Origin of the sequence: Pseudomonas sp. R-28-1W-6, from assembly GCF_009799925.1 — a bacterium.
In the GTDB taxonomy this organism is placed as follows: domain Bacteria; phylum Pseudomonadota; class Gammaproteobacteria; order Pseudomonadales; family Pseudomonadaceae; genus Aquipseudomonas.
Map to the genome: position 1 here is coordinate 91,231 of NZ_WELK01000005.1, position 19,029 is coordinate 110,259.

Consider the following 19,029-nt stretch of genomic DNA (forward strand, 5'->3'; position numbering starts at 1 on the left):
ACGGGAGAGTCGGTGGTGGATGTATAACGGTGAACAGCTACGGCGTGCCTCGGCGTAGGGTGGATGGCGCTTTATTCATCCACCGGCGGTGCCGGTTGGTGGACGAAAAAGACGTCGTCCACCCTACGAGTCTGCCGAGCCGAGGTGTTCCTTAGCGGCCGCCCATGATGGCGATGTAGTCCTGGGTCCAGCGGCTGTAGGGCACGTACTTGCCGCCCTCGGCCTGCGGGGTTTTCCAGAAGGCGATCTTGTCGAAGTTGTCGAAGCCGTTGGTCTTGCAGCCTTCGGCGCCGAGCAGGGCGTTGTCCTTGCAAGCCGCCGGCACCGCCGGCACCGAGCCGAACCAGGACGCCAGGTCACCCTGCACCTTGGGTTGCAGCGACCAGTCCATCCACTTGTAGGCGCACACCGGGTGCTTGGCTTCGGCGTGCAGCATGGTGGTATCGGCCCAGCCGGTGGCTCCTTCGGCCGGCACGGTGGAGGCGATCGGCTGTTTCTCCAGCTGCAGCGCGTTGACCTGGTACGGCCAGGCGCCGGAGGCGACCACGCCTTCGTTCTTGAAGTCGTTCATCTGCACGGTGACGTCGTGCCAGTAGCGGTGGATCAGCGGCTGCTGGGCGCGCAGCACCTTGAGCACGGCGGCGTACTGGGTTTCGTCGAGCAGGTAGGGGTCGGTGATGCCCAGCTCCGGCTGGGTCGCCTTCAGGTACAGGGCGGCGTCGGCGATGTAGATCGGGCCGTCGTAGGCCTGCACGCGGCCCTTGTTGCTCTTGCCGTCGGCCAGGATCTGCTCCTCGAACACCACTTTCCAGCTGGTCGGCGCTTCCTTGAACAGCTTGGTGCTGTACATCAGCACGTTCGGGCCCCACTGGTAGGGGGTGCCGTAGTGCTTGCCGTCGACCATATGCCAGGGCGAGTTCTGCAGGCGGCTGTCGACGTTCTTCCAGCTGGGGATCAGGTCGATGTTGACCGGCTGCACGCGCTTGCCGGCGATCAGGCGCAAGGAGGCGTCGCCGGAGGCGGTGACCAGGTCGTAGCCGCCCTTGGCCATCAGGCTGACCATCTCGTCGGAGGTGGCGGCGGTCTTGACGTTGACCTTGCAGCCACTGTCCTTCTCGAACTGGGTCACCCAGTCGTAGTTCTTGTCGGTCTCGCCGCGCTCGACGTAGCCGGGCCAGGCGATGATATCGAGCTGGCCTTCGGCCTTGCCCAGGGTCTTCAGCGGTTCGGCGGCCTGGGCTGCGCCTGCGGCGAGCAGAGCGGTGGCCAGTGCGCTGAACGCAGTCATTTTGGGGGCGCTGAGCGCTGTGGTTTTGTGCGCGGACATCGGAATTCCCTCTTGTTGTGAGCTGTTATCGGGGCAGTGGAATGTCGTTCGGCGATACGGCTGCCGAGCCGGCGGTGTTACTCAGTCTAGTTGTAGTCCGTGGCGCGCCATGATGTGGCGCACCACGCTGTAATCCTGCAATGAGTCGCTGGACAGGTCCTTGCCGTAGCCGGAGCGCTTGAGGCCGCCGTGGGGCATTTCGCTGGCCAGCATGAAGTGGGTGTTGATCCAGGTGCAGCCGTACTGCAGGCGGGCGGCCACCTGCATGGCCTTGTCCAGATTCTGCGTCCACACCGAGCTGGCCAGGCCGTACTCGGAGTCGTTGGCCCAGTCCACGGCCTGGCTCAGCTGGTCGAAGCGGGTGACGGTGACCACCGGGCCGAACACCTCGCGCTGGACGATCTCGTCGCCCTGCTTGCAGCCGGCCAGCAGGGTCGGCTGGTAATAGAAGCCGGCGCCGGAGTGCACGGCGGCGCCGGTGACCCGCTCGATATGCGGCTGGCCGAGGGCGCGCTCGACGAAGCTGGCCACCCGGTCGCGCTGGCGGGCGCTGATCAGCGGGCCGATCTCGTTGTCCGCGTCCTTCTTGCGGGCGAAGCGCAGGCCGGCCACCGCCTCGCCCAGTTCCGCCACCAGGCGGTCGTGGATGCCGGCCTGGGCATAGATGCGGCAGGCGGCGGTGCAGTCCTGGCCGGCGTTGTAGTAGCCGTGGGTGCGGATGCCCTGGACCACGGCGTCGAGGTCGGCGTCGTTGCAGACGATCACCGGCGCCTTGCCGCCCAGTTCCAGGTGGGTGCGCTTGAGGGTCTTGGCCGCGCTCTGCAGGATCTTCTGCCCGGTGACGATATCGCCGGTCAGCGACACCATGCGCACCCGCGGGTGGCCGACCAGCTGGCTGCCGACCCCTTCGCCGCCGCCGCAGAGGATGTTGATCACCCCCGCCGGGAGAATCTGCGCCAGCGCCGGGGCCAGGGCCAGGATCGACAGCGGGGTGTGTTCCGAGGGCTTGAACACCAGAGTGTTGCCGGCGGCCAGGGCCGGGGCGATCTTCCACGCGGCCATCATCAGCGGGTAGTTCCACGGCGCGATGGAGGCGACCACGCCGACCGGGTCGCGGCGCACCATGCTGGTGTGGCCGGGCACGTATTCGCCGGCCAACTGGCCCTGCTGGCAGCGCACGGCGCCGGCGAAGAAGCGGAACACGTCGGCACAGGCGGGAATGTCGTCCTGGCGCGCCAGATGCAGCGGCTTGCCGCAGTTCAGCGCTTCCAGCTGGGCCAGGGCCTCGGCGCGCTGCTCGATGGCCTCGGCAATGGCCAGCAGGACCGTGGCGCGCTGCGCCGGGGTGGTGCGGGCCCAGGCGGGGAAGGCGCGGTGGGCGGCCTGCACGGCGGCCTCCACCTGCTCCAGGGAGGCCTCGGCGATGGCGGTGAGGGTTTCGCCCGTGGCCGGGTTGATGATCGGCTCGGCCAGGCCTTCCCCGGCGACCAGTTGGCCGTCGATCAGCAGTGCGCTGTACAGGGGAGTGGTGGCGGACATCTTCGACCTTGTTGTTCTGTTCGATGCGCTTGGCATGACGGCTCCATGTACTGCCCGGAGCGCCCGCGTCTCTGTGCAACTGAGACTAGAGCCCGGTGCAGGGGTCGACAAATTCTAAATATTGAAAGTAGCGTTCTATTAAATAGATAGCTTGCGGTTATGCGGCTGTTCGCGGGCCAGGGTCAGGAACGGATCGACCAGCGCTGGCCGTGAACTGCCGCGGCGCCAGGCCAGGCCGACGTCGAGGGTTTCGCCGAGATCGGCCAGCGGGCGCGCCTCGATGATGTCGCCTTCCAGGGACCAGGGCCGGTAGGTCATGTCCGGCTGGATCGACAGGCCGAGGCCGGCGGCGACCAGGCTGCGCACCGCTTCCACCGAGGCGGTGCGCAGGGTGACGTGCGGGCTCATGCCGGCGCGGCTCCAGATGCGCTGGGTGTGCAGGCCCATCTCGTCGGCGTTGAGCTGGATCAGCGGCTCGCCGGCGATATCCGCCAGGGCGATGCTGTCGTGCTCCAGCAGCGGGTGGCGGGCCGGCAGCCACAGGCGGTGCGGCGAATGGGTCAGTACCTCGGTCTGCAGGGCGTGGCGATCCTCCAGATTGGACAGGATCAGCACGCCGACATCGATCTCGCCGGCCACCAGCAGGTGCTCGATGTAGGGGCGCTCGTCCTCGACCACGCGGGTCTGCACGTTGGGGTAGGCGCGCTGGAAGCGGGTGATCAGGTCGGCCAGGTAGTAGCCGGCGACCAGGCTGGTGACGCCGATGGTCAGGCAGCCGGCGATCTGCTCGGTGCTCTGCTGCAGGCTGCGCTTGGCGTTGTCCACGGTGGCCAGGATCAGGTGCGCCTGGCGCAGGAACTGGTGGCCCTGGTGGGTCAGGCTCATGCCCTTGGCGTGGCGGTTGAACAGGCTGACGCCGATCTCCTCCTCCAGCTGCTGGATGGCCAGTGTCAGGGTCGACTGGGAAATGAACACCGCCTGGGCGGCGGCGGAAATCGAGCCGGTCTCGGCGACGGCGATGAAGTGGCGAATCTGGCGCAGGGTCATCATGGCGGGAATCCGGGGCGGGCGCAGGGCTGTCAGCATTATGATTAGTCGATAATGGTGGAATACGTTCTTTTTTGTCGAAATTAAAGCGCTTTCCCCTGCTGTGGCCGGTCGCCGGCGGCCTGGCCAGGGTCGTTCGCAATATCTCGAAGCATTCTGTACCCCGCAGCGTGGCAACCTGCGCGGCTAGAATCGGTCGCACCAAGGAATGGCTACACCTCAGAGGAGACGCTTATGAATACCCGTGGTTTGCTCGATCAACTGCTGAAATCCGGCCAGGACCTGCTGCAGCAGAAGTCCGCTGGTTCATCCGCTGGCGGCCTGAGTGGCGGCCTGGGTGGTGCGCTGGGCGGCCTGCTCGGTGGCGGCAAGGGAGGGCAGGGCGGTGGCGACCTCGGCACCCTGCTCAAGGGTGCCGGCGGTGGTGCCCTGGCGGCCGGCGCGCTGGGCCTGCTGCTGGGCAACAAGAGCGCGCGCAAGCTGGGCGGCCAGGCGCTGACCTACGGCGGCCTGGCGGCCCTCGGCGTGATCGCCTACAAGGCCTACGGCAACTGGCAGGCCCAGCAACAGCAGGGGGGCGCGGCGCAACCGGCCCACGAGCCGCAGACCGTGGATCGCCTGCCGGCGCCGCAGGCCGAGCTGCACAGCCAGGCCATCCTCAAGGCGCTGGTGGCGGCGGCCAAGGCCGACGGCCATGTCGATGCCAAGGAGCGCCAGCTGATCGAGGAGCAGATCGGCCAGCTGGCGGGCGACCCGCAGCTGCTGCGCTGGCTGGATGCGGAGCTGAACAAGCCGCTCGACCCGGCCGAGGTGGCGCGCGCCGCCACTACCCCGGAAATGGCGGCGGAGATGTACATCGCCAGCGTGCTGATGGTCGACGAGGAGCACTTCATGGAGCGCGCCTACCTGGAGGAGCTGGCCCGTCAGCTCAAGCTGGAACCGGGCCTCAAGGCCGAGCTGGAAGCCCAGGTGCGCCAGACGGTGGCGGTCAACTGATGGCGGGGCAGGCTTTGCCTGCCTGCCCCCACCTCTGACAAGCGCCGACCGGCCAGTTTTGCGTAGGGTGCGCCGTGCGCACCAGGAGCTCGTGCATGGCCTGTGGTGCGCACGGCGCACCCTACGCAAGAACCATTCAATTGCTACTCAGGGCGTCCAGTCGACCTGGTAGTCGGCCAGGTAGGCGTCGACGGCGGCGCCGACCGTGGGGTGGATGCGCTGTTCCTCTTCCGGCTTGAGCAGGCCGAAGCGGCGCAGCTTGTCCTTCACCGGCCCCTTGACCTCGGCGAAGTGGAAGTCGATGCCGGCGCTGGCGAGGATCTGCCCCAGTTCGCCGAGCATGTCGGCCGAGGTCACGTCGATGCTGGTCACCGGCTCGGCCGCCACCACCAGGCGGCGCACGCGGGTGGGCGATTGCGCCAGGGTCTTGAGCACGCATTGCTGGAACAGCTCGGCGTTGGCGAAGAACAGCGGGGCGTCCCAGCGCAGCAGCACCAGGCCGGGCACCAGGCGGGCATCGGGGTGCCGGGCGATATCGTGGAAGCCGCGGATGCCTTCGACCCGGCCGAGCACGGCGTAGTAGGGGCGCCAGCCGTCCCAGAGGAATTCGATCACCGCCAGCACCACGGCGATGCCGATGCCGGGGATGGCGCCGAATACCGCGACGCCGGCGAAGCAGGTCATCGACAGCCAGAACTCCCACTGCTGCACCTTGAAAATGCGCTTGAGGTCGGCGAACTCGAACAGGCCGATGGCGGCGGCGATCACCACCGCGGCCAGAGCGCTGTTGGGCAGGAACTGCATCAGGTTGGGCGCCACCAGCAGCAGGATGGCCACGCAGAGGGCGCCGACCACGCCGGTGAGCTGGGTCTGCGAGCCGGCGGCTTCGGCCACCGGGGTGCGTGAGGAGCTGCTGCTGATCGGGAAGCCCTGGAACAGGCCGCCGATCAGGTTGGCCGCGCCCAGGCCGAGCATTTCCTGGTTGGGGTCGACGTAGCTGCGCGTGCGTGCGGCATAGGTGCGCGACAGCACGCTGGTATCGGCGAAGGCCACCAGTGCCGCCGCCACGCCGCCGAGGGCCACGGTGGCCAGGTCGACGCCGCTGAGCCAGGGCAGGACGAAGCTGGGCAGGCCCTGGGGCAGCTCGCCGAGGACCTTGACGCCCTGCGCACCGAGGTCGAACAGGCCGACGGCGACGGTGGCCAGGACCACCGCGATGAGGATGGTCGGCAGCTGCTGGAAACGCTTGAACGCGAGGATCAGCGCCAGGGTGCCGCCACCGACGGCGAAGCTGTACCAGTTGGCCTGGCCATCCAGCAGCGCCTGGCCGAGCAGCCAGACATCCCGGACCGGGCCGTCGCCGTCGACGGAAATGCCGAACAGCTTGGGTGCCTGGCTGATCAGCACGGTCAGGGCGATGCCGTTCATGTAGCCGTAGCGGATCGGCTTGGACAGCAGTTCGGTGATGAAGCCCAGGCGCAGCAGGCCGGCGAGGATGCACACCAGGCCGGCGACCACCGCCATCATGCTGGCCAGGATCACCGCGCGCATAGGGTCGCCGCCGGACAGCGGCAGCACCACGGCGAGGATCAGCGCCGCCAGTGCCGAGTCCGGGCCGAGTACCAGGATGCGACTGGGGCCGAACAGGGCATAGGCCAGCAGCGGCACGATGGTCGCGTACAGGCCGTAGATGCCGGGCACGCCGGAGGCCTCGGCATAGGCGATGCCCACCGGCACCAGCATGGTGGTCAGCACCAGGCCGGCGGCGATGTCCTTGGGCAGCCAGGCCAGTTGATAGTTTTTCAGCATCAGCAGGCCCGGCAGCCAGCGCAGCCAGCCGCTCGGCGGGGTGACGATGGGCAGCTCGGGGTTCTGCGGGCTTGGCGATTCAGTCGGCATGGGCGAACGCTCGCGGGTCAGGGGGCTGAGGTGACGGGGATGAAGAAGAAGGCCATGCCGAACACCAGGTAGACGGCCAGCAGCTGCACGCCCTTGAGCCAGTCGGAACGGCCATCGCCAGCCACCTGGCTGGTGATCAGCACGGACAGCATCACGGTCAGGGTCAGGCCGGCGGTGAAGGCCAGGTCCATCGGTTGCGGGCCGATGACCAGGCTGGCCAGCACCAGAACCGGGGCGACGAACAGGGCCACCTGCAGGCTGGAGCCGATGGCGATCGACAGGGCCAGGTCCATGCGGTTCTTCAGGGCGGCGGTGATGGCCGTGGCGTGTTCGGCGGCGTTGCCCAGAATCGCCACGACGAACACGCCGATGAACAGGTTGCTCAGGCCGAAGGCCTGGGCGCTGGGTTCGATGGCGCCGACCAGGATTTCGCTGACCCAGGCGATCAGGCCGGTGGCCACGGCGAGGATGGCGATGGCCTTGCCCATCGGCCACAGATCCACGGCCTCGCTGTCATTCTCGCGACTGCCGGCGAACAGCGCCTTGTGGGTGACCAGCGAGTAATAGAGAAACAGGCCATAGGCGAGCAGCAGCACCACCGAGATCGCGTTGCTCAGGTGCTGCACCTTGCCCAGCAGCTCCGGCACTTCTTGGGCGCGCGTCATGTACACCGCCGGCAGCACCAGGGCGATGGCGGCCAGGGTCAGCAGGCTGGCTTCGGCCCGTGCGCCTTCGGAGTTGAAATGCTGTTCCTTGAAGCGCAGGCCGCCGCAGAACATGGCCGCGCCCAGCACCAGGAGGATGTTGCCGATGATCGAGCCGGCCAGCGAGGCCTTGACCACGTCATGCAGGCCGGCGCGCAGGGCGGCGATGGCGATGATCAGCTCGGTGGCATTGCCGAAGGTGGCGTTGAGCAGGCCGCCGATGCCTTCGCCGCAGCGTTCGGCCAGTTGCTCGGTGGCTTTGCCCAGCCAGCCGGCCAGGGGAATGATCGACACGGCGGCGGCCAGGAAGATCAGCAGGTGTTGCTGGGGTGCCAGGTATTCCAGCGCCAGAGTTAGCGGGATGCACAGCAGCAGCCAGTTGAGCATGGTGGCCAGCCTCCAGGGGTGAGGGGCGGGGATGACTCTCGATCAGCATGGTGTATCGACCAGGGTCTGGCAATTGACCGGGGTCCATGTTCGCCTTGGTGGTGGTTTCTGCGGCAAGCGTTGCGCTTGCAGGGTTTTCAATCGGTCATCAGGCTGCCGATTGCTGCTGGAGGTTGGAACTGTGCGCGATTCTTGCCGGCATGCTTGGCCCGGTACAGTGACTGGTCGGCCAGCTCCAGCGCCGCGCCGAGGTCGGCGTGGTCCAGCGGCCAGAGGGCGCCGCCGATGCTGCAGCCAACCTGCGCCTGCTGCCCATTCAGCTCCACCGGGGCGGCCAGGGCCTGCAGGGTGCGCTCGGCAATCTGCCGGGCCTGCTGCCGGGCCTCGTGCTGCGGCACCTGGAGGACCATCAGGAATTCATCGCCGCCCAGGCGCGCCACCAGGTCGCCGTCGCGCAGGCCGGTGCGCAGGCGTCTGGCCACCTCCTTGAGCAACAGGTCGCCGGCGGCATGGCCGAAGCGGTCGTTGATCGGCTTGAAACCGTCCAGATCGAGGTAGAGCAGGGCCAGGCAGTCATGCCGGGCCTGGCTGCGTTGCTGTGCCTGTGGCAGGTACTTCTCCAGCGCGGCGCGGTTGGGCAGGCCGGTCAGCGGGTCGCTATGGGCCTTGTCTTCCATCAGGTCGAGGGCGGTCTGCTGGTGGGTCAGGCTTTCCACCAGATGGCGGATCGACTGGCTGAGCAGGGCAATTTCGCTGGGGCTGCGCAGGTCCGGAATCACCGTGATTTCGCCAGCGCTGAGGCGGTCGGCAGCCTGTGCGATCTGCCGCAGCGGGCGGGTGAAGTAGCCGGTCAGCAGCCAGCCGATGGCGGCGAACAGCAGGGCCAGGGCGCTACCCCAGAGCAGGATGCCGTGCATCAGCGCGCGGGCCGGCGCATAGGCTTCGGCGAGGGGCTGGCGCGCCAGCACGATCCAGCCCAGGCCGGGGTAGTCCAGATGGCCCTGGCTGCGGGCGAAGCCGGTGAGGTAGTGCTGGCCGTCGGGCCATTGCTGTACCGCCCAGAAGTCGTCCTCGCGTTCATCGCTCAGGGCGGGCAGCTGCAGGGTCTGGCCGAGCAGTTCCGCAGGGCCGAGCAGCACGCTGTGGTCGCGGCCGAGGACGAGGAACTCGACATCGCGCCGTTGCTGCAGCGGCTCCATCAGCGAGCGGCGCACGTCTTCCGCCCAGCCCCAGGACAGGTGGCTGGCCAGCACGCCCACCGACGTGCCGTCGGGGCCGTGGATCGGCAGGCTGATATCGACGAACTTCATCGCTTCGCCGCTGGGGTTGGGCAGCAGCTTGGCCAGCAGCACGGCCTCGTGCACGTCACCGATGAACAGCCCCTTGCTGCCCTCCAGGTAGACCGGGCGCTGGGCGATGCTGGCGCCTTCGAGGATGCCGTTGCTGGAGGCCAGGACCTGGCCGTGGGTGTCGGTGTAGCCGATCCAGGCAATGCTGGGGATTTCCTGCTGCAGGCGGTCGAGCAGGGCGCGTATTTCGCCGATGGCATCGGGCTGGCGCAGCACCCGCAGGCTGGCGAGCACTTGCAGGTAGTCGGCGCGGCCGGCCATGTCGCGGTCCAGGCGGTCGACCATCTGGAACGAGGCTTCGGCCAGGTCGCGGCCGACTTCTTCGCGGATGCGCTTGCTCGCATCCTGGCCGATCAGGGTGCCCAGCAACCAGCTGAGCAGGGTCACCAGCAGGGCGATGAGCAGGGCGAAACGGCTGCGCAGGCTGTGCGGGAACGGCATGGCACTAAAGCTCCTGGGACAAAACAACAGATGGTCGTGACGATTTCCCGGGTGCGGTTAGCCGTGCCGACGCGAGGGCGGCGGCCATTGCACACAATAGTGAGGGCGACTGCAATCTCCGCAGTCGTGCGGGTTTAGAATCCACGGATCGCCAAGGGAGCCTGTCGGTATGCCAGCCCGTTCCAGCATTGCACTGTTGATCACCCTGCTGTTCCTGGGGGCGGGTGCACAGGCGGCCGAATTGCCGCTCAGCCAGCGCCGCCTGCTGCTGGACGACAGCCGCCTGCCGCGCGAGGCGGCGCTCGATCGCATGCAGCAGATCCGTTTCGCCTTCCGCGAGCGGCCGCCGCCGACCGGTCAGCTGCAGGGCTGGTCGCGCGCCCATGGCGGTTATGGTTCCTGGGATGGCAGCAGTGACTCGGCCCGACTTGAACGGCGCAGCGCCGGGCTGCTGGTCGGCGTCGACCGGCCCCTGGCGGGCATGTGGATGGCCGGCGCGCTGGCCGGCGTCAGTCGCAGCGAGTTGCAGGCGGATGGGGGCGGCGGCAGCGATGTCGACAGCTATCACCTGGCGACCTACGCGACGACCCGCTATTACCAGCTGGGCTTCAAGCTTGGCGCCGCCTACAGCTGGCATGAGCTGGACAGCCGGCGCCGCAGTGCCGGGCAGCGCCTGCAGGGCGACAGCCAGGCCGCCAGCGCCCAGCTGTTCGGCGAAGCCAGCTATCCCCTGGATTTTCGCGACTTCACCCTGGAACCCTTCGCCGGCCTGGCCTACGTCCATCTGGATGCCGACAGCCTGCGCGAGGTGGGCGGTGTCGCTGCCCTGCACCTGAGCGGCGCGCAGCAGGATGGCGCCTACCTGACCCTCGGCTGGCGCCTGGCCAGTGCCTGGCAGCTGCGTGAGCGGCGCCTGGTCGGCCGCGCCAGCCTGGCGGCGCGGCATGGCTTCCTCGATGACCGGGCCGAGGCGCAGGCCTGGCAGCCGGCGACCGGGCAGACCTTCGAGCTGCGCGGGCGCGAATTCGAGCGCGATCAGCTGCGCCTGGACCTGAGCCTGGACTACCAGCTGAGCGAGCAGCTTTATCTGGGCCTGACCTACGCCGGCCAGTACGCCGAAGACGCCCGCGACAACCAGCTGGGTGGGCGCCTCAGCCTGCAATTCTGAATGGTTCCGCCGGTCAGGCCGGGCCTCGGCAGCACGGCACCGACTGGGGTATACTCGCCGGCTTTTCTGAAACTTCGGGGTCACGGCCTGTCGCCGTGCCCGGTCAGCGGCCGTTCCGGCTGGCTCGCCGGGCCGCACAGGGCCGCTGCGTCCCTCTTCGCCTGCGAGTGCTGACAGCCATGGAAATCAACCCGATCCTCAACAGCATCAAGGACCTGTCCGAGCGGACCCAGACCATTCGGGGGTATCTTTGACTACGATCACAAGCATGATCGTCTGGTCGAAGTAAACCGCGAACTCGAAGACTCCAACGTCTGGAACAACCCCGAATACGCGCAGAACCTGGGCCGCGAGCGCGCCATGCTGGCGCAGATCGTCGAAACCATCGACGACCTCACCGGCAGCCTGGCCGATTCGCGCGACCTGCTGGACATGGCGGTCGAGGAGAACGACGAAGGCGCGGTGAGCGACATCGTCAGCGAAGTCGAGCGCTTGCGCGACATCCTCGAGAAGCTGGAATTCCGCCGCATGTTCAGCGGCGAAATGGACATGAACAACGCCTACCTGGATATCCAGGCCGGCTCCGGCGGTACCGAGGCCCAGGACTGGGCCAACATCCTGCTGCGCATGTACCTGCGCTGGGCCGACAAGCGCGGTTTCGATGCCGAGATCGTCGAACTGTCCGCCGGCGAAGTCGCCGGGATCAAGGGTGCCACCGTGCACATCAAGGGCGAATACGCCTTCGGCTGGCTGCGTACCGAGATCGGCGTGCACCGCCTGGTGCGCAAGAGCCCGTTCGACTCCGGCAACCGTCGCCACACCTCGTTCTGCGCGGTGTTCGTCTCGCCGGAAATCGACGACAACATCGAGATCGAGATCAACCCGGCCGACCTGCGCATCGACACCTACCGCTCCTCCGGTGCCGGCGGTCAGCACGTCAACACCACCGACTCGGCGGTGCGTATCACCCACGTGCCGACCAACACCGTGGTGGCGTGCCAGAACGAACGCTCCCAGCACGCCAACAAAGACACCGCGATGAAGATGCTGCGTGCGCGCCTGTACGAGCAGGAAGTGCAGAAGCGCAACGCCGCGTCCCAGGCCCTGGAAGAGACCAAGTCGGATATCGGCTGGGGCCACCAGATCCGCTCCTACGTACTGGATGCCTCGCGGATCAAGGATCTGCGCACCGGCATCGAGCGCAGCGACTGCGACAAGGTGCTGGACGGCGATATCGACGAATACCTCGAAGCCAGCCTGAAGCAAGGCCTGTAATACCTTTCGATTCCGCTCTCCAGAGGAGGGCGGCAACGACACCGTGACGGAAACCGATGACCATGAGCGACCAACAACTCGACCAACACGAACTGCAGCAGGAAGAAAACAAGCTGATTGCCCAGCGCAAGGAAAAGCTTGCTGCCATCCGTGAGCAGGGCAACGCCTTCCCCAACGACTTCCGCCGCGACAACTACTGCGCCGACCTGCAGAAACAGTACGCCGAGAAGACCAAGGAAGAGCTGGAAGCCGCTGCCATCCCGGTCAAGGTTGCCGGGCGCATCATGCTCAACCGTGGCTCGTTCATGGTCATCCAGGACATGACCGGGCGCATCCAGGTCTACGTCAACCGCAAGACCCTGTCGGAAGAGAAACTCGCCGAGGTCAAGCACTGGGACATGGGCGACATCATTTCCGCCGTGGGCACCCTGGCCCGTTCCGGCAAGGGCGACCTGTACGTGGAAATGACCGACGTGCGCCTGCTGACCAAGTCGCTGCGCCCCCTGCCGGACAAGCACCACGGCCTGACCGACACCGAGCAGCGCTACCGCCAGCGCTACGTCGACCTGATGGTCAACGAGGAAGTGCGCGAGACCTTCCGCGTGCGTTCGCAAGTCATCGCGCATATCCGCAGCTTCCTGATGCAGCGCGACTTCCTCGAAGTGGAAACGCCGATGCTGCAGACCATTCCCGGCGGCGCCGCGGCCAAGCCGTTCGAGACCCACCACAATGCCCTGGACATGCAGATGTTCCTGCGCATCGCCCCGGAGCTTTACCTCAAGCGCCTGGTGGTCGGCGGCTTCGAGAAGGTCTTCGAGATCAACCGCAACTTCCGCAACGAAGGCGTCTCGACCCGGCACAACCCCGAGTTCACCATGCTCGAGTTCTACCAGGCCTACGCCGACTACGAAGACAACATGGACCTGACCGAGGAGCTGTTCCGCGAGCTGGCCCAGCTGGTTCTGGGCACTACCGACGTGCCGTACGGCGACAAGGTGTTCCACTTCGGCGAGCCGTTCGTGCGCCTGTCGGTGTTCGACTCGATCCTCAAGTACAACCCGGACATCAGCGCCGCCGACCTGACCGACATCGACAAGGCCCGCGAGATCGCCAAGCAGGCCGGCGCCAAGGTCCTCGGCTTCGAAGGCCTGGGCAAGCTGCAGGTGATGATTTTCGAGGAGCTGGTCGAGCACAAGCTGGAGCAGCCGCACTTCATCACCCGTTACCCGTTCGAAGTCTCGCCGCTGGCCCGCCGCAGCGACGACGATCCGAGCGTCACCGACCGCTTCGAGCTGTTCATCGGTGGCCGCGAAATCGCCAACGCCTACTCCGAGCTCAACGACGCCGAAGACCAGGCCGCGCGCTTCCTGCAGCAGGTGGCCGACAAGGACGCCGGTGACGACGAGGCCATGCACTACGACGCCGACTTCGTCCGCGCCCTGGAATACGGCATGCCGCCGACCGCCGGCGAGGGTATCGGTATCGACCGCCTGGTCATGCTGCTGACCAACTCGCCATCGATTCGCGATGTGATTCTGTTCCCGCATATGCGTCCGCACGCTTGATTGCAGTGCCCGCAACGGGCACTGTGCGGAACTCGCGGCATGGCACATGGCTATCACCGTGTGCCGCTGCCGAAAAAGGAGGGTCTGCCCATGGCAGGCCCTGTTTTTTGTCCGCAATTCGTGGGGGATTCCGCCGTAGTGACTCTCAGCTCCGTCCTTGCGTGCCCGGCCCGGCTGGCCGGTGAACTCGCCGACAGTGTCCAGTATCAGGGCCGCAAGGCCAGCCGCCAGGGCAGCGAGCAGCGCCGCCTGAGCATCCTCGACGCGGCCCTGCGCATCATCGTGCGCGACGGCCTGCGTGGCGTGCGCCACCGCGCCGTGGCCGCCGAGGCCGGCGTGCCGCTGTCGGCCACCACCTACTACTTCAAGGACATCCAGGACCTGATCAGCGACAGCTTCGTGCTGTTCGTCGAGCGCAGCTCGGCCAGCCTGGCGCTGCTCTGGGCCGATATCGCCCGCGACTTCCAGCGCATGGCCGGGGAAATCGGCGCTAATCCACAGCTGCGCCAGCAGATGGCCGAACAGCTGATCGAGCTGACCGTCGCCCATGTCCAGGCCAAGGTTCGCGACGGCAATGCCGAGCTGCTCGCCGAGCTGGCCTTCCGCCAGGAGGCGCTGACCAACCCGACCCTGACCCCGCTGGCCATGGCCCACCAGCAGCTGCGCCTGCGGTTCGCCGAGCTGGCCTTGCGCACCCTGGGTTCTGCGGCAGCGGTCGAGGATGCGCAGGTGTTGACTACGCTTATTTTGCGGATGGAATATCATGCCCTCGTCGATGGCGCGGATAAGCTGGACATGCCGGGCCAGAGCGCCGTGCTGCGGCGCTTTCTGAACCTGGCCATAGGGCTGTAGGATTGGCAGGCCAAGCCCCGCTGTTGCGGGGCTCGCTGTTTCTGCAGCCGGCAAAGCCAGCGCGACGTTGGCCCAACGGATCTCACAAGGAGTGCGTAATGAATGCCTGGCGCTTTGCGGTAGCTGCCTTCGCCTGTCTGCTGGTGAGCGGCTGTCTGGTCACCTTCAAGGACCCGATTCCGGCCAACGAGGCCGCGCCGATACCGCTGCTCGGCGACTGGGAGCGCCAGGACGAGTGGGGCGAGCGCCAGCTCCTGGCGATCAGCCGCGCCGGCTCCAATGTCTACAAGGCGCGCACCTGGGTCGACAGCGAGGACAACCTCAAGAGCCTCGAGGAATACGGCTTCACCGTGGCCCACCACGGCCGCCGCTGGTACATCTCCGCCGGGCTGCCCAAGCGCCTGGGCGCCAACTTCGCGATTGCCGGCTTCGAGCTGACTGCCGGCAACGAGCTGGTGATCTACAACCTGGATGTCGAGCGCATCCTGCAGGACATGCAGAACGGCACCCTGCAGGGCCAGCCGGTGGAAACCCCGGAAGGCGAGGGCGTGCTGGTCAGCAGTTCGCTGGATCAGGTGTTCCGCTACCTGGACGACCAGGCCAATGCCGACGTGTTCGTCGAAGTCGCGCGCTACCAGCGCAGCAGCGGGCAGTAACGGAGCAGGCCGATGAGCAGACGCAAGACGCTGGACGACTACCACGCCACCATTCGCGCCCTGTCCGATCGCCTGGTCGAGGCGCAGACGCCGATCCGCGTGCTCGATGCGATCAAGTGGGACGACAGCATCCGCCAGGGCTTCCTCAAGGCCAAGGGCAAGGCCATGCCGGCGGTCGACCGCAGCTACTACGACAGCCGCCCGCTGAGCTTCGACTCGACGGCGAAGAAGCTGGAATTCCAGAACATCGAGCGCGACATCACCCGCCAGCTCGGCCAGTTCAACCCGGTCGGGCAGATCATGCGGCGCATGTGCAAGGAGTACCGCATGGTCATCCGCATGCTCGAGGCGCGCGGCACCGCGGATTTCGGCCTGATCTCCCAGGAGCTGTACGGCGCTGCCTCCGACGCCTTCCATGCCGGCGACCCGACCTTGGCCGACCTCGGCCTGATGCTGTCCGACTACCTGAACAACATCGCCGCCCGCGGTGACCTGGAGGACGAGGCCAAGACCCTCACCGCCAAGGACGCCGTGGCTATCCTGCAGGAACGCCTGGCCGCGGTGTTCGGCGACGACACCATCCGCGTGTTCGAGTCCGACGGCATCGTCGCCGACGCGGCGGCCGGTGCCGACTACATCAAGGTGCGTGCCGATGCGCTGTTCAACCAGCGCGATGTGCGCGCCCTGGAAGTGCACGAGGGCATGGTGCATGTCGGCACCACGCTGAACGGCCTGAGCCAGCCGATCTGCACCTTCCTGGCCAAGGGGCCGCCCTCGTCGACCGTGACCCAGGAAGGCCTGGCGATCCTGATGGAGGTGATCGCCTTCGCTTCCTACCCGACCCGCCTGCGCAAGCTGACCAACCGCACCCGCGCCATCCACATGGCCGAGGAGGGCGCCGACTTCCTGCAGGTCCACGCGTTCTACCGCGAGCAGGGCTTCAGCCTGGAGGAAAGCTACGGCAACGCCAGCCGCGCCTTCCGCGGTTCGACCCCGGACGGCCTGCCGTTCACCAAGGACCTGTCCTACCTCAAGGGCTTCATCCTGATCTACAACTACATCCAGCTGGCCGTGCGCAAGGGCAAGCTGGAGCAGATCCCGCTGCTGTTCTGCGGCAAGACCACCCTAGAAGACATGCGCACCCTGCGCCAGCTGGTCGACGAAGGCCTGGTCACGCCGCCCAAGTACCTGCCGCCGCAGTTCCGCGACCTCAACGCGCTGTCGGCCTGGATGTGCTTCTCCAACTTCCTCAATCACCTCAGCCTGGACCGCATCGAAGCGGACTACGCCAACATTCTCTGACCTTCGCGTTGGGCTTCGCTGCGCTCAACCGCAACCTACAGATACGGGTTGTAGGTTGGGTTGAGCCGCGCAGCGGCGAAGCCCAACCTCGGCAGCCAAGGAGCCCCGCATGCCCAGCCACAAACTCGACTACGAAATCCTCGGCGCCTCGGCGCAGACCGTGGAAATCATCCTCGACCCGGGCGAGACGGTGATCGCCGAAGCCGGGGTGATGAACTACATGACCGAAGGCATCCGCTTCGAGACGCGCATGGGCGACGGCTCGGCCAGCGGCGTGCTGGGCAAGCTGTGGGGCGCCGGCAAGCGTTTGCTCACCGGCGAGTCGCTGTTCATGACCCACTTCAGCAACCAGGCCCAGGGCCCGCAGCGGGTCGGCTTCGCCGCGCCCTATCCGGGCAGCGTGGTGCCCATCGAGCTGAGCCAGGTCGGCGGCAAGCTGATCTGCCAGAAGGACGCCTTCCTCTGCGCGGCCCACGGCACCGAGATCGGCATCAGCTTCAACAAGCGCATCGGCGCCGGCTTCTTCGGCGGCGAGGGCTTCATCCTGCAGAAACTGGAGGGCGACGGCCTGGCCTTCGTGCATGCCGGCGGCACGGTGATCCGCAAGGAGCTGAACAACGAGACCCTGCGCCTGGACACCGGCTGCCTGGTGGCCTTCACCAGCGGTATCGACTACGACATCGGCCTGGCCGGCGGGCTGAAAAGCATGCTGTTCGGCGGCGAGGGCATCCTCCTGGCCACCCTCAAGGGCACCGGCACGGTGTGGATCCAGAGCCTGCCGTTCTCGCGCCTGGCTGAACGCATCTACGACGCCACCTTCAAGGCGCGCGAGGAAGTCCGCGCCGGCGGCAAGTCCTGAGTTACAACTTTGTGTAATCCGTAGGGTGCGCCGTGCGCACCTGAATGTCTGTATGGGGGTTGTGGTGCGCACGGCGCACCCTACGGGAGATCGTAAAAAGGTCTAATGACCGCAGCGGCTATCGGTCGCGCCCTCTTGCCAATGGCGTACGCCTATATCAGGCTGCGCCGCCATTGGCTGCCGGCAGCCAAGTCCCATTTCAGCCAGTTCGAGCAGTGAACAACGCCATGAGTGAAGAACGTAACGCCATCCCCCTGATCCTCACCGGTATCGCCAGCATCGTCGGCACCATCGCGGTGCTGTGGTTCTACGGCTACCTGCATTTCGCCAAGGAAGAAGACGCCCTGCTGCTGGCCGAGTTCACCATGCTCAAGACCATTCCGGGCGAGGACTACAAGCTCTCGGTGAAACCGGCCAACCAGGTGGCGCACTGCATCGACGGCGTGCTGGTGCTGTTCGACACCCAGCAGAAGGGCCTGACCGGCGTGCTGGTGGACGACAAGAAGCAGGCCGTGCGCTGCATGGGCGAGGAAACCCCGCCGGCCCCGGCGGCCCAGTAAGACCGGGCAAGGCCATGCAGATAGACGTCTGGCAGGGCGACATCACCCGCCTGGCGGTGGACGCCATCGTCAATGCGGCGAATGGCTCGCTGCTCGGCGGCGGAGGCGTGGATGGCGCGATTCATCGCGCCGCCGGCCCGCAGCTGCTGGCCTTCTGTCGCGGCCTGGGCGGTTGCCCGACTGGCGCGGCGAAGCTTTCCCCTGGGTTTCGCCTGCCCGCGCCGCATGTGATCCACACGGTCGGGCCGATCTGGCAGGGTGGCGATGCGGGCGAGGCCCGGCTGCTGGCGAACTGTTACCGCAACAGCCTGGCCCTGGCCGAAAGCGCCGGGTTGAGCAGCATCGCCTTTCCGGCGATCAGTTGCGGCGTCTACGGCTATCCCCGGGAGGCCGCCGCGCAGGTCGCCGTCGGCGAGCTGCGCCGTCCGCGTGCGGCCGGCAGCAGCCTGCAACGGGCCGTGCTGGTGGCCTTTTCGGCCGAGATGGCCGGCTTGTACCAGCGTCTGCTCGATTCTGCTTAGAGCCCGTTCACGATCTTTTCGAGCCGCACAATGCGAGTACCGCAGGGTACCCTGCGGCCGCACTTCGATAGCTTATCGATGCCTCCACGTAGGGGGCGTTGTGCGCACCATGGTCCTGTGCGGGCTTGCTGGTGCGCATGGCGCACCCTACGGAAGATCCGAGTCAGGCTCTTAGTGCTTGGCGCCGTCCTGCTTGGCGCTGAGTGTCTGCAGGTAGCGGCGTGACAGGGCGAGAAAGCGCGGCGTCGGGCCGATGTCCTCGTACAGCGGGTCGCCCTGTTCGTCGGTGGCCACCACCTTGCTGCCCTTGACGTAGGGCAGGCTGGCTTCCAGCTCTTCCAGGGCGGCGCTGATCAGTTCGCCGATCAGCTCCTCGCTGCTGCGTTTGGGGTACATCTCGGCCAGCGCGGCCAGGCGCGCGGCGGACTCCAGGTCCAGGTGGATCTGGTAATGGCTGGGAGTCAGGCGGCCCTTGGCGTTCTGTTCCCAGTGGCGGGCAAGCTCACGGATTTTCATAAACACCTCTACAGGCCCATTCGTGGTGGGCGACGGTACTGGCCGGGAGCGGCGCAGGCCGGTCGG

General features: G+C 66.8%; 17 protein-coding genes. 10 read left to right on the top strand and 7 right to left on the bottom strand.

Features of this window, described 5'->3' with window-relative positions; translation table 11 throughout:
• Positions 1-151 precede the first annotated feature (151 nt).
• The 3 genes from ydcS to F3I62_RS12285 form a co-directional block, all read right to left on the bottom strand.
• Positions 152-1,327 (bottom strand): putative ABC transporter substrate-binding protein YdcS, encoded by a 1,176-nt coding sequence (ydcS, locus tag F3I62_RS12275; RefSeq protein ID WP_160489920.1) that lies wholly within the window; start codon positions 1,325-1,327, stop codon positions 152-154.
• 81 nt (positions 1,328-1,408) lie between these two features.
• The gene (locus F3I62_RS12280; protein ID WP_160489921.1) at positions 1,409-2,866 is read right to left on the bottom strand and encodes a gamma-aminobutyraldehyde dehydrogenase; all 1,458 of its coding nucleotides are present in this window, start codon (positions 2,864-2,866) and stop codon (positions 1,409-1,411) included.
• A 138-nt stretch (positions 2,867-3,004) separates the two neighbouring features.
• Positions 3,005-3,916 carry a LysR family transcriptional regulator gene (locus tag F3I62_RS12285; RefSeq protein ID WP_160489922.1) on the bottom strand — a complete coding sequence of 304 codons (912 nt, stop codon included), beginning with the start codon at positions 3,914-3,916 and terminating at the stop codon, positions 3,005-3,007.
• A gap of 231 nt (positions 3,917-4,147) precedes the next feature.
• Between F3I62_RS12285 and F3I62_RS12290 the strand changes: the two genes are divergently transcribed.
• Positions 4,148-4,909, top strand: coding sequence for a tellurite resistance TerB family protein (locus tag F3I62_RS12290; protein ID WP_160489923.1), 762 nt, complete (start codon positions 4,148-4,150; stop codon positions 4,907-4,909).
• Positions 4,910-5,056: 147 nt separating this feature from the next.
• Here F3I62_RS12290 and F3I62_RS12295 read toward each other — a convergent pair whose 3' ends face one another.
• The 3 genes from F3I62_RS12295 to F3I62_RS12305 form a co-directional block, all read right to left on the bottom strand.
• Positions 5,057-6,808, bottom strand: coding sequence for a SulP family inorganic anion transporter (locus F3I62_RS12295; protein WP_160489924.1), 1,752 nt, complete (start codon positions 6,806-6,808; stop codon positions 5,057-5,059).
• 17 nt (positions 6,809-6,825) lie between these two features.
• On the bottom strand, positions 6,826-7,899 hold the full coding sequence (cax, locus tag F3I62_RS12300) for a calcium/proton exchanger (RefSeq protein ID WP_160489925.1): 1,074 nt from the start codon (positions 7,897-7,899) through the stop codon (positions 6,826-6,828).
• A 137-nt stretch (positions 7,900-8,036) separates the two neighbouring features.
• Positions 8,037-9,689: a sensor domain-containing diguanylate cyclase gene (locus tag F3I62_RS12305; RefSeq protein ID WP_160489926.1), complete on the bottom strand. Its 1,653-nt coding sequence runs from the start codon at positions 9,687-9,689 to the stop codon at positions 8,037-8,039.
• A gap of 169 nt (positions 9,690-9,858) precedes the next feature.
• Here F3I62_RS12305 and F3I62_RS12310 point away from each other — a divergent pair, with 169 nt between their 5' ends.
• From F3I62_RS12310 to F3I62_RS12350, 9 genes are all read left to right on the top strand, one after another.
• Complete coding sequence (locus F3I62_RS12310) at positions 9,859-10,857, top strand: autotransporter domain-containing protein (RefSeq protein ID WP_160489927.1); 999 nt, start codon at positions 9,859-9,861, stop codon at positions 10,855-10,857.
• 179 nt (positions 10,858-11,036) lie between these two features.
• A protein-coding gene (gene prfB, locus F3I62_RS12315; RefSeq protein WP_160489928.1) for a peptide chain release factor 2 occupies positions 11,037-12,132 on the top strand; the annotation gives its coding sequence in 2 pieces (ribosomal slippage) (positions 11,037-11,108 and positions 11,110-12,132; 1,095 coding nt in all).
• A 62-nt stretch (positions 12,133-12,194) separates the two neighbouring features.
• Positions 12,195-13,697, top strand: coding sequence for a lysine--tRNA ligase (gene lysS, locus F3I62_RS12320; RefSeq protein ID WP_160489929.1), 1,503 nt, complete (start codon positions 12,195-12,197; stop codon positions 13,695-13,697).
• A gap of 138 nt (positions 13,698-13,835) precedes the next feature.
• On the top strand, positions 13,836-14,549 hold the full coding sequence (locus tag F3I62_RS12325) for a TetR/AcrR family transcriptional regulator (protein WP_372240123.1): 714 nt from the start codon (positions 13,836-13,838) through the stop codon (positions 14,547-14,549).
• 98 nt (positions 14,550-14,647) lie between these two features.
• Entirely contained in the window at positions 14,648-15,205 is a 558-nt protein-coding gene (locus F3I62_RS12330) for a hypothetical protein (protein WP_160489931.1), read from the top strand.
• Positions 15,206-15,217: 12 nt separating this feature from the next.
• Positions 15,218-16,507 carry a flavohemoglobin expression-modulating QEGLA motif protein gene (locus F3I62_RS12335; RefSeq protein ID WP_160489932.1) on the top strand — a complete coding sequence of 430 codons (1,290 nt, stop codon included), beginning with the start codon at positions 15,218-15,220 and terminating at the stop codon, positions 16,505-16,507.
• Between the two features lie 109 nt (positions 16,508-16,616).
• On the top strand, positions 16,617-17,366 hold the full coding sequence (locus F3I62_RS12340) for a TIGR00266 family protein (protein ID WP_160489933.1): 750 nt from the start codon (positions 16,617-16,619) through the stop codon (positions 17,364-17,366).
• Between the two features lie 227 nt (positions 17,367-17,593).
• On the top strand, positions 17,594-17,926 hold the full coding sequence (locus F3I62_RS12345; RefSeq protein ID WP_160078688.1) for a hypothetical protein: 333 nt from the start codon (positions 17,594-17,596) through the stop codon (positions 17,924-17,926).
• A gap of 14 nt (positions 17,927-17,940) precedes the next feature.
• Positions 17,941-18,447 (top strand): O-acetyl-ADP-ribose deacetylase, encoded by a 507-nt coding sequence (locus tag F3I62_RS12350; protein WP_160489934.1) that lies wholly within the window; start codon positions 17,941-17,943, stop codon positions 18,445-18,447.
• Between the two features lie 171 nt (positions 18,448-18,618).
• On the opposite strand, the gene F3I62_RS12355 is transcribed toward F3I62_RS12350, so the two are convergent.
• On the bottom strand, positions 18,619-18,963 hold the full coding sequence (locus F3I62_RS12355) for a pilin assembly protein (protein ID WP_160489935.1): 345 nt from the start codon (positions 18,961-18,963) through the stop codon (positions 18,619-18,621).
• Positions 18,964-19,029 lie beyond the last annotated feature (66 nt).